Source organism: Rothia sp. HMSC058E10 (genome assembly GCF_001809415.1).
GTDB lineage: Bacteria > Actinomycetota > Actinomycetes > Actinomycetales > Micrococcaceae > Rothia > Rothia dentocariosa.
In genome coordinates, this window is the sequence record NZ_KV797630.1 from 68,612 (window position 1) to 79,459 (window position 10,848).

Sequence of the window (10,848 nt, forward strand, 5' to 3'; positions counted from 1 at the left end):
GCTACCTCATAAATTAGAGACAATAACCCTATTACCCTATAGTAACTTTATTTATTGTAACTAATTATTAATGAATTGATGTCAAGAATTAAAAACAGGTTGAGTACCACAGCCAGAAAGGAACACCAGTAATAGGTCCAGCTTTGGAGCACTTAGCAGGATCAGATTTTTTCCCTGCACCGTTAACCTCAACAATCTCCTGTTCAGTGAGCTCTTCCAGAAGAACATTATCCTTGAGCATAAGTTTTCCTCCTAATTTTTCAAAATTTTAAGGCTATATGTCCCCTATAGAAGTATCATCAGTTCTTGCAAACTGGATACATATAGACAACATTCATAAAAACGCCCTACTAACCTATCAGCTATTAATTAGAAGCTTCACCAACTCCAAACTTTGCTGATGGGTTAAACCTAACAACCCTAGAAGGATGAATTCAAGAGGGATTTTAATTAATTTAAACTATTCTAAATGAATATATTCCATAAGTCTACTTCATATATAAAGTGTATTGCATGATGTTTGAAATCGTCATTTAAGCCGATATATCAGGATGAAATCGAAAATTGTGGGCATGCATTCAAAAATTAATAACAGTGTTTGAATGACTGAAAAACAAACAGTGTGTACATAGTGGAGAGCCCCGAAAAATATTTTTAAAAAATTTGTCCCGCATCGTGTCGCATCCACTATTTTAATAACGAAATTATTAAATTATCTTAGATGCATCATATAAATTTATTGAGAATAATGTAAAATTCAATAAACTTTAACATCTATAGATAGATAATTCTTCATAAGTGGCACACATTTAGCTCACCTTGTTAGTTTTCTAGATGCCATGTTAAGCAGTTGTTTTCGTACGAATAGGGGCACCTTCACGCACAGTAATTACAGGCAAGAACAACAACGTTTCCCGGTTGTCGAGTCATAGACTATTTGAGAAAATCCTTCTACTCATGTACACAAATTCATTTCCCTATGGTCGTTGTTTGGAAGTGAAGGAGACGAGCTGCTTTTCCCAAAAAACCGGCTGACAGTTCTGTCGGCGTAACTTGGGCTCATTCTGCTATTTTGTACTCACTAGAGGCAGAAATTTGACCCTTATGATACTTTTTCGCATCACCTTTAAGCCTGCTCATTGAGATGGGTTTGGCAGCAACTTAGTGATTGGCCGACTTTACATCATGAGCTAGATGAATAACTTCATGCCGATAACCGCTGGTACACTTGTGCGGATTATGATCACCTCTTGAAAAGTTCCACGCTATACTAATCATACTCATACGGATTTCTATTTCCTTTCTGACCGTGAGTATTGAGTATCTGAAGGTAGGCATTCAGTGTTCACAAACACGGGGGGGGTACCCCGCCAATGAACCCCTCTTGAAATTCTCTATAATATGTTTTACGATTTTCTGTAAAACACGATATAAAGTCACCAAAGATTTGCAAGATAAAATCAGTTATTGTTACGTAAAGTTATTGGAGAAAGGTGGTAGTCATGAAGGACTTTACATTATATATGCTGTTGGGCGCAATTATGTTTATTTTCGCTATAGTAGCTTATTGCGTAAATTCCACTGAGGGATTTTGGTTTTTTCTAATAGTAGGTTGCGTTTTCGAAGTATATGGAATTTATAAACGTCTCAAAAAGTAAACGCTACTCTTACTGTGGTTTTAACAACGGTTGGACTTATAGTTTATGCGATTTTCATTGCCCACATCTATAACCACCATTCTATAGTGTGCGATACCACGCGCGAGGTACACCTGAAATTTTTAGCCACCTGCTACTCTCAGCGGCCAGATTAGTGTCGAGAGTAGTTATATGTACGATAAAGATACTCTCATGAGCAGTGACATGAAAAAGGGTAGTAGCGTTATTTTCCGCATAGCTTTAGATCACCTTACGGTCCCGGGCATATTAACGCTAATCATTGTCAGCAAGCTAGAATCGTTGTGACGCGGACTTTCCGTTAGCTTCCTGTTTCTGGTCGTTGCTGTAGACGCCCACTTCTTTCTGGTGCACCGCATTCTACCCTTATTACCTCAGTAGTCTTGGCGGCTACATCTATGATGGTCATAGCCTTGTGAGGTTCTTAGAGTTCAGTGGGCGTATTGCATCAACATACCCTATCCACCTACCTCTCAGATCCATGGCAACCACTTCTACCCAAACACCACCCGGACCGTCGAGTAGCCCGAGATCGGGTAGGTCGCGTTCTCGGTGGCGGGGGCATCCGACTCGTCACCAGGAACAATACTCTCGGTCGCCTTCAGCAGCTCTTCCATGAGCAGGCGCAGCTCCAATCGGGCCAGCGGTGCACCCGGGCAGACGTGAATACCATCGCCATACACCAGGTTGCGGGACTGGTCACGATGCGGGTTATAGGTGAGCGCATCCTCGAACGCGTCTTCGTCACGGTTGGCACTCGACCAGTTAATCGTCACCCGCGAATTAGCCGGAATAGTACGCCCACCCAACACGGTATCCTCGGTAGTCACGCGGCGGTTCGTCACCAGCGGGTCTTCAAGGCGCATAATCTCCTCAACCGCGGCGGCGATCTCCGCATGCCCCTCCCCCAGTGAGTCACGCAGCCGCGCTTGCTCCTGCGGGTTGCGCGCCAAAAAGTTCACGATAATCCCGGCGCACGCCGAAACGGTCGAAAGCTCCCCCACCGTCCAGTTACGAATCAGGCTCACAATCTCTTCATCAGTCATGGTGCGCGGCTCCTGACCGGGCAGCTGCACGGTGTCGGTCAACAGCTCGGCGGTCACATCCTGCGGGTTCCCGGCGGCAGCCTGCTCGCGGCGCGCATCCAGAAGCTCACGAATATAGGTGTCAAACTCAAGGGCGACCTTGCCGATCTGCTCGCGGTCGCGGCGCAGCGTAGCCTCGCGGTTCTTCTCAATCCACTCGATCAGCGGCTTCTCAAGGCTCGCAGGCCAGCCCATGAACGCATTTTGAATGCGCATCGCATAAGCCTGCGCGAACCCATCCATCACATTAACCTCGGTACCGCGCGGCAGATCGGCCACCAGGTTCTTGACGACCTCACGAATTTTCGGCTCAAACTCCCTCAGGCGCTCGGGCGTGAAGTATTTGTCGTTCACGGCACGGAACGTTGTGTGTTCGGGCGCATCCATACCGTTCGGCACGGCAATATGCCTCGTCGAGACGACATTCGAGTAAATTTCGGGATGATCGAGCACATGCTGCACATCAGCGTTCTTGAACACGGAGTAGCCCATGAACTCGTCGTGCGCTACGGGACAGCGGCGGCGCATCTCGTCATAAGCGGCCACCTGGTTCTTCTGAACCTTCTCGCTGCGCAAATCCCAATCATTTTTTACGTTGTCTGTCACGACTTTCTGCCTTCTAGAAGTCACAGGTATGCGGGCGCCGTCAAGTATGCGCGACCGTGCGCTATCCGTGGATTCGGCAGCGGGAATATCGCGCGACGGCACCACAACCGAAGGATAGTTATAACATCTTTGACACTATCACTTATCCCTCGCCCTCGCAGGATAGGGATGCCTTTGCTGGGTGGGGCTGCAAAGCCTAGAGCTATCGCCGGTTTACTCCCGTAAGACGATCATATACCGCACGTTTGCAGATTTAACATATGCGTACAGTAAAGTTAGAAATGCCCTTTCTGCAGGGTAATCCCACAGCCACTTTGCGAAGAATATCCTGTGGAGATTCCCAGGGCGGAAAGGCGGTGGGATACGATGTCTTTCTACGACTACGTAGAAACGGCCCAAGCGCTCTTGGTAAGTTTTGCCCTTACCGATGGAGCTGCTCAGGCCGTCTCGTACATCATGAGCTTTGCTTCAAGCCTCATTAAGCTTCTGAAGTAGTGCTCTACCTACCAGGAAGGCTCAGTAGTTACCGCTGCTGAGTCTTCCGCTGTACGCAGGTAACTTTGCGAAGATATGTTAAGACTAACACAAGCATTCTCTATCAATAACATCACCTTGAGTAGGACATATGACTGGTCTAGACCCCGTAGAAGAATACGAAGAGCTACTTGATATTGAGACTCTGCGTAAAGCCCGTGCCAAAGATGATGGTTATCGCATCTCTCTTGAAGACTTCCTAAAACAGAATCCGTAAACCGCATCCAGCGGTCTTATTTATCCGTGAGCAGGTGGTTTTCGGTACAAGCAGATCGGAAAATCCTACCTGCTCGCGAGCTAAGAGGGGTGCCGTCTACCGAGTAGCCGCAAACGGATAGGCGGCGCCTGAGATAACGCCCGCCTCCACGTCTTCCAGGGTTTTGCCGCGGGTCTCGGGCAGGTTACGCCACATGAGCACGGCGATTAGCACGTTCACCACCATGAACCCGAAGAATGAGCCGGTCAGCCCCAGCGCACCCAGAATGACCGGGAATACGAGGGACAGCATGCCGTTCATCATCCAGCCGCAAAATGCGGAAAGACCCATGCCTACCGCCCGCACCCGAAGCGGGAACAGCTCGCTCATCAGCACCCACGTCGAAACGTTCAGGCAGGTCTGCATCGACCCCACAAACCCGACCACAAGCGCCAGAATAATATAAGGACGCGCAGGGCTACCCTCCGGCAGGAGCATAGACGCTACCCCGATCAGCAGGTGGAAAAACGCGGTCAGCGAATACCCAGCGATCACCATCGTGCGGCGGTTCACGCGTTCCATCATGCGCAGCGAAAAGATTGAGCCGACCACGGCGATAGCGCCCGGCGCGATATTCGCAATGAGCGCCGAGCCCTCGTCAAACCCAGCTTCTTTGAGCACCTTAATGCCGTAGTACATGATGGAGTTAATACCGGTGAGCTGCTGCCCGGCACCCACCAAAATACCGACCAGCAAAATCCGCACAAACCATTTTTCACGCAGGATTTTACCCGTGCTACCCCTAGTCTCCGTGCCGATTTGGATGCGCGTTTCCTCAAGTGAACGCGCAATGTCCGCAATTTCGGCATCAGCACGTTCGGCGGGGCGGATGCGCCGCATAATAGCGCGCGCATCCTCGGTGCGCCCCTGCGCGATAAGCCAGCGTGGGGATTCGGGCATGCGCAGCATACCGATGAAAAGCGCGAGCGCAGGCAGGGCGCAGACGGCGAACATCCACCGCCATACGCTATCGTGTTCGCCCCAGAGGTTGCCGATGATGGCATTCACGATGAATGCGGCTAGCTGCCCTCCGACGACCATGAGTTCGTTACGCCCGGAGAGTGAGCCGCGAATTTCGTAGGGTGCAAGTTCGGCGAGGAATACGGGTACGACTGCGGATGCGCCTCCCACAGCGAGCCCGAGCATCGTACGACCCATCAACAGTACAGCAATGCTGGGAGTGAAGACGCATGCGAGCGCGCCCGCGATGAAGAGGATTGAGAGTCCGATGATGGTTCTGCGTCGTCCGATGGCATCTGAGATGCGCCCGGTGACCATGGCTCCGAGGGCGGCAGCGAAGGCGAGGGAGCCTGTGACCCAGCCTTGAATGGTGTTGTCCATGCCGAGTTCGCGACTCATGGGGTCGAGGGCGCCGTTGATAACGCCGGTATCGTACCCGAAGAGGAGCCCACCGAAGGTTGCCACCAGCGCGATAACCCCTAGACGGCGGGTGTGCGCGCCCTGCCCGAGCGGGGGTAGTGCACTGGCGCGGTTCGGCGGCTCGGTGGTGATGCTCATGCGGGTATTTTTATCTTTCATGCGGGTCTTGTACGGCACAGGTTGAGAGACCGCACAGTCTTTAAACGCTTGCTGGCTTGGGTATATTCCGGATTAGTTATATTTCCAGCTGGCTATATTCACGGCTGCTCAGAAAAGCGCGATGCTTTCGGGCGCCGGGAAAATCTCGTTGAGCCGCACCAGTTCGTCATCGTTGAAACGCACGCTTGCGGCCTGCGCGTTTGCGTGTACTTGTTCGGGGGCGGTTGCCCCGGCGATCACGCTGGCGACGGGATTCTGCTGTTTGAGCCAAGAGATGGAGGCTTGAACCTCAGAGATCCCCAGATCGGCACAAAATTCGTGGTAGGCATCGAGTTGTTCCCAATCGGCTTGCGCGAGTACCTGCGCTTTGGAGTGCGACAGACGTGACCCTGCAGGGATGCTGTCGCGGCGGTATTTTCCGGTCAAAAGCCCGTTGGCGAGCGGGAAATACGGGAGAACCCCGAGCCCGAAGTGGCGGGCGGCGGGAAGAATTTCGAGTTCGGCACGGCGGTCCAGCAGGTTGTAGTGGTTTTCGGCGGCGATAAACCGCTCAGTGCCGAGTTCGCGGGCGAGGTGCTCGGCGTGGGCAAGCTGCCACCCCGCAAAGTTGGAGTGCCCCAGGTAACGCACCTTTCCGCTGGTCACGAGCGTGTCGAGCGCAGACAGGGTCTCTTCCAGCGGGGTGTTCGGGTCGGGGCTGTGGTAGAAATACAGGTCAATGTACTCGGTTCCCAGGCGGCGCAGTGAACCTTCGACGGCACGCATGATGTATCGGCGTGAGCCGCGTGCATCCCAGTCGTTGCCGTTGAGGGTACCAGTAGGGAGCCCGAATTTGGTGACGATGATCAGGTCATCGCGGTTGAGGTTGAGTTTGCGCATCGCGGTACCGAACATGGTTTCTGAAAGCCCGGGTTCGGCACCGTACAGGTCGGCAATATCGAAGAAGCCGATGCCCGCCTCGACTGCGGCGGCGATAACGGCATTGGTGCCTTCCTGAGTTTGAGTGGGGGTGCCGGGGCGTCCCAGGTTGTTGCAGCCGATTCCGACGGAGGGCACGACCAGCCCGGAGTTACCCAGGCGTGCATATGCGGGAGATTCGATGCGTTCCATACATTTACTCTACCGTGTTTGACAGTATGTGGTCGCAACATGACGTTCACGGCGCTCTGCAACTCCCTAGAGTAAGACCGGAAGCAGATAAAGAAGGGCCCCGACATATGCGCATATCCTGTGAACCTGCAGACTCACGGGTAGAGGCGGTCGGGGGACTCTTGCACATAGTTTACACGACATGTTTTCTCAGAACAATACCCGGTTTTTTCCTTGTAGAATGCCTTCTCCCGCGAGCAGATAGTTTTGTGATGAGCAGATAACATTCCGCTATCTGCTCGTCGAAATATTATCTGCTCGCGGCTGAACTTGCGGCCAAATCAGGTGGAGGTTTCAATTCGCCGATCCGCACCTCCGCGAGCCCGTATGACGTATTGTTTCGCCGCATCCCACAATATTAAGCGGTTATGACCGCTCGACGACATGTGTTGACATATTCTTGCTGACACCGCGCATCCTGCCTAGAATAGGAACGTTATCTATCCAGAGCGACCGAGAGATCTGGCTCTTAGACGTCGCAGCAACCTCGCCAGCCTCCACCCATTGGGTGGACGGACAAGGTGCTCCCGCCAGAACCGATAGAAGTGAATTCCCTTCGCGTCTTGCTAAGATTCGGCGTACCTTCGGGCACGCTTCTATCGGGTGAACACGGAGGAATGAAAATGACGACAGTTCACCCGGCTCTTTCTTACGAGCTGTATCCGCCACGGTCGCACGCAAGCTGCGATTCCCTGCTCAAAACCATTACCGAGCTTGAGCAAACCAACCCGGATTACGTTTCCGTCACCTATTCGGGCGATGCGCAGCGCCGCCAAAAGACGTTGGCTCTGCTCGATCACCTGGTACATGAAACATCGCTGAACCCGCTGGCACATCTAATCTGCGTGGGGCATTCCGTGGCCGATTTGGAACGCTCGGTTCGTCTGATTCTGGGGCTTGGAGTACGCGGGTTCTTGGCGCTGCGCGGCGATATTCCACCCGAAAACACGCGCTCGCTTGAGCTGCCTTTTGCCCGTTACCTGGTGGAGCTGATTCGCAGGGTGGAACGTGAGGATTTCGCGCATCTTGCCGCGGGGAAGGTATCGATTGGGGTTGCGGCATACCCGCATAAGCACCCCGAGTCTTCCTCGCTTCTTCAAGACATTGAGATTCTGCTTTCAAAGCAGCGTGCCGGGGCGGATTTCGCCATCACCCAGGTTTTCTTTGAGACCGAGCGCTATTCGGGGTTGGTGGATGCTGCGCGCCTTGCCGGGGTGGAGATGCCCATTATCCCCGGTATTATGCCCGTTACCTCGCTGACTCGGCTGACGAAGCTGTGCGAGCTTGCCGGGCTTGAAGTACCGCGCAAGCTGGCGCATCGCCTGGAAACCGCGAGTGAGCCGCGCGAGATGCACCGCATCGGCGTGGAACATGCACTCGACCAATGTCGCAAGGTGCTTGATGCTGGCGCCCCCGGCCTGCATTTCTTCACATTTAACGAGCATGAGGCTGTGCTGGACGTCCTCGAAGAACTCGACGTTCCGCGCTACTCGAACCGTTTCAAACTCCCCCTAAGCGATCTTCAATACCTCTAAACTCCCCTTTTATTTGACACCCTCCCACAGTAAGGAACTAGGATGACCCGCACCCCATTCCCCGCAGCAACCATCGTCGGTTACCCCCGCGTGGGCCGTTTCCGTGAGCTGAAGAAGGCACAGGAAGCGTTCTGGAAAGGCAAAATCACGCAGGATGAACTGCACCAGGCGGCCGCAGATGTGCAGCGCACCTACTATGACCGTGTGATCGAGCGCGGTCTTAGCGTAACCGATTCGTCTATCCCGGCGACTTTCTCGTACTACGATCAGGTGCTCGATGCCGTGCGCCTTTTCACCCTCGTGCCCAAGCGTCTTGCCGACGCCAAGGATGCGCGCGGCCTGCTCGATCTGCCCGGGTACTTTGCTCTAGCGCGCGGCACCGAGACGCTGCCTCCGCTGGAGATGACGAAATGGTTCGATACGAACTACCACTACTTGGTGCCCGAGATCGGTCCGGATACCGAGATCAAGCTGAATCTTGAGGCTATTGACGAGCAGCTTGAAGTCGCCAAGGAACATGGGGTGACGGTGCGCCCGCAGCTGGTCGGCCCGCTCACCCTGCTTCTCGGGGCAAAAGCCGAACAGGGTTCGCCCGAAGGGTTCACACCGCTGGATCGCCTGGACGATTTCGTGAAAGCCTACCAGCAGGTGCTCGCCGAGCTGGCGGCACGCGGCGTGCAGTGGGTGCAGCTCGACGAACCCGGCCTGACCGTGGACCGCGACATTCCCAACGCCAAAATCGCCGAATTGGCGCGTAAAACTTACACCGCGTTGGCAGCCGAAACGAACCGTCCCGCAATCCTGGTGACAAGCCCCTACGGCAATCTGCGCGAGAACCTGCCCGCGCTGTTAGACACCGGTATTGAGGCGCTGCATCTCGACCTGGTTTCCACCCTCTACGATGCCGAGGCGCTGACCGCCTTCAAAGACTCCGGCGTAACCCTGGTGGCGGGTGCCATTAACGGGCGCAATATTTGGCGTGCCGACCTGCGAGCGCTCCTGCACGCGCTCCAGAACATTAACGGCGGCGCGGTGGCGGTTGCGTCCTCAACCTCGCTGCAGCATGTGCCGCACGATCTCGACCTTGAAGACCCCGCCGATGTGCCCGTAGACGGTCTGGCTTTTGCCGACCAGAAAGTCGCCGAGGTCGTGACTCTTGCCCGCGGTCTTGCCGACGGTGAGTCTGCGGTTGAAGCAGAGTTGAAGACCGCCGACGAAGCGCTGGCACGTTTCACGGCGGACCCGCGTAAGCATAATGCCGCAATCCGCGAGCGTGCCGCATCCGTGAAACCGCAGGATTTTGAGCGTCCCGAACTGAAGATCCGCCGGGATGCCCAAGCCGATCTGAATCTGCCGAAGCTGCCGACCACAACCATTGGTTCGTTCCCGCAGACCGGCGATATTCGCCGCCACCGTGCAGAGGCGCGTGCCGGTAAAATCACGCAGCAGCAACTTGACGAGTTCCTGCGTGAAGAGATCGCCTCCGTTATTAAACTCCAGGAAGATTTGGGCCTGGATGTGCTCGTGCACGGTGAGGCCGAACGTAACGACATGGTGCAGTACTTCGCCGAAAACTTCGATGGTTTCGCCACGACTAAGCACGGCTGGGTGCAGTCCTATGGTTCACGCTGCACCCGCCCGTCGGTGCTGTTCGGCGATGTGAAACGCTCAGGTGAAGGGCTGCGCGGCGAGGCCGTGACCGTGCCCTGGATTTCCTACGCCCAGTCGCTCACCGATCGTCCCGTTAAGGGCATGCTGACCGGTCCGGTGACTATTCTGGCTTGGTCGTTCGTGCGTGATGACCAGCCGCGCGAGGAAACCGCGAATCAGGTTGCATTGGCGCTCGCCGACGAAATCGCCGATTTGGAAGAGGCGGGCATCCGCATTATTCAGGTGGATGAACCGGCACTGCGTGAGCTTCTGCCGCTGCGCCGTGACGAGCAGCCCGCGTACCTGAAGTGGTCGGTGAATGCGTTCCGCCTGGCGACGAGCGCGGTCGAGGATAAAACTCAGGTTCACACCCACCTGTGCTACTCGGAGTTCAACGAGATTATTGATTCGATTAATGCCCTGAATGCGGATGTGACCAGTATTGAGGCGGCGCGCTCGCATATGGAGCTGCTGGCGGATATTCCCGAAAGCTATGTTTCGGGGCTGGGCCCGGGCGTGTGGGATATTCACTCGCCGCGTGTGCCTTCGCAGTCCGAGGTTGAGGAGCTGATCCGTGCCGCGATTGGGTACGGAACCATCTCTGACCTGTGGGTTAACCCGGATTGCGGTTTGAAGACCCGCGACTACGAGGAGACGAAGAGGACGCTGGAGAACGTGGTGGCCGCAGCGAAGAAGGTTCGGGCGAGCCTGTAGTCTCTGGCGCGGAGCCTCTCCCCTACCCCTATAAAGTGCCTTAATTACAGGCTTAAACAATCACAATAATTCCGCGAGCAGGTAGGATTTTCCTACCTTATCGG

8 protein-coding genes and 1 riboswitch are annotated in these 10,848 nt (G+C 54.3%); of the genes, 4 read left to right on the top strand and 4 right to left on the bottom strand.

The features are described from left to right. Positions 1-88 precede the first annotated feature (88 nt). Positions 89-241, bottom strand: coding sequence for a hypothetical protein (locus HMPREF2609_RS10940; protein WP_168162155.1), 153 nt, complete (start codon positions 239-241; stop codon positions 89-91). Between the two features lie 1,929 nt (positions 242-2,170). Further along, entirely contained in the window at positions 2,171-3,367 is a 1,197-nt protein-coding gene (locus HMPREF2609_RS06015) for a cytochrome P450 (RefSeq protein WP_070535711.1), read from the bottom strand. Positions 3,368-3,733: 366 nt separating this feature from the next. Here HMPREF2609_RS06015 and HMPREF2609_RS06020 point away from each other — a divergent pair, with 366 nt between their 5' ends. Further along, positions 3,734-3,862 carry a cell division protein FtsL gene (locus HMPREF2609_RS06020; RefSeq protein WP_155983685.1) on the top strand — a complete coding sequence of 43 codons (129 nt, stop codon included), beginning with the start codon at positions 3,734-3,736 and terminating at the stop codon, positions 3,860-3,862. 130 nt (positions 3,863-3,992) lie between these two features. After that, entirely contained in the window at positions 3,993-4,118 is a 126-nt protein-coding gene (locus HMPREF2609_RS06025) for an antitoxin PHD (protein WP_070535714.1), read from the top strand. Between the two features lie 96 nt (positions 4,119-4,214). On the opposite strand, the gene HMPREF2609_RS06030 is transcribed toward HMPREF2609_RS06025, so the two are convergent. Together HMPREF2609_RS06030 and HMPREF2609_RS06035 are read right to left on the bottom strand one after the other, a co-directional pair. Further along, positions 4,215-5,696 (bottom strand): sugar porter family MFS transporter, encoded by a 1,482-nt coding sequence (locus HMPREF2609_RS06030; RefSeq protein WP_070535717.1) that lies wholly within the window; start codon positions 5,694-5,696, stop codon positions 4,215-4,217. Between the two features lie 108 nt (positions 5,697-5,804). Continuing rightward, positions 5,805-6,806 (bottom strand): aldo/keto reductase, encoded by a 1,002-nt coding sequence (locus HMPREF2609_RS06035; RefSeq protein WP_070535720.1) that lies wholly within the window; start codon positions 6,804-6,806, stop codon positions 5,805-5,807. A gap of 476 nt (positions 6,807-7,282) precedes the next feature. Then, positions 7,283-7,391, top strand: a riboswitch (SAM riboswitch). Positions 7,392-7,468: 77 nt separating this feature from the next. Between HMPREF2609_RS06035 and HMPREF2609_RS06040 the strand changes: the two genes are divergently transcribed. Beyond that, complete coding sequence (locus HMPREF2609_RS06040; RefSeq protein WP_070535723.1) at positions 7,469-8,380, top strand: methylenetetrahydrofolate reductase; 912 nt, start codon at positions 7,469-7,471, stop codon at positions 8,378-8,380. A 42-nt stretch (positions 8,381-8,422) separates the two neighbouring features. After that, the gene (metE, locus tag HMPREF2609_RS06045) at positions 8,423-10,744 is read left to right on the top strand and encodes a 5-methyltetrahydropteroyltriglutamate--homocysteine S-methyltransferase (protein ID WP_070449884.1); all 2,322 of its coding nucleotides are present in this window, start codon (positions 8,423-8,425) and stop codon (positions 10,742-10,744) included. Positions 10,745-10,848: the final 104 nt, after the last annotated feature.

What these genes read in the sequence shown, in the direction of transcription:
- HMPREF2609_RS10940 (WP_168162155.1), bottom strand. Translation starts at nt 241, where the DNA reads ATGCTCAAGGATAATGTTCTTCTGGAAGAGCTCACTGAACAGGAGATT.
- HMPREF2609_RS06020 (WP_155983685.1), top strand. Translation starts at nt 3,734, where the DNA reads ATGTCTTTCTACGACTACGTAGAAACGGCCCAAGCGCTCTTGGTAAGT.
- HMPREF2609_RS06025 (WP_070535714.1), top strand. Translation starts at nt 3,993, where the DNA reads ATGACTGGTCTAGACCCCGTAGAAGAATACGAAGAGCTACTTGATATT.
- HMPREF2609_RS06030 (WP_070535717.1), bottom strand. Translation starts at nt 5,696, where the DNA reads ATGAAAGATAAAAATACCCGCATGAGCATCACCACCGAGCCGCCGAAC.
- HMPREF2609_RS06035 (WP_070535720.1), bottom strand. Translation starts at nt 6,806, where the DNA reads ATGGAACGCATCGAATCTCCCGCATATGCACGCCTGGGTAACTCCGGG.
- HMPREF2609_RS06040 (WP_070535723.1), top strand. Translation starts at nt 7,469, where the DNA reads ATGACGACAGTTCACCCGGCTCTTTCTTACGAGCTGTATCCGCCACGG.
- metE (WP_070449884.1), top strand. Translation starts at nt 8,423, where the DNA reads ATGACCCGCACCCCATTCCCCGCAGCAACCATCGTCGGTTACCCCCGC.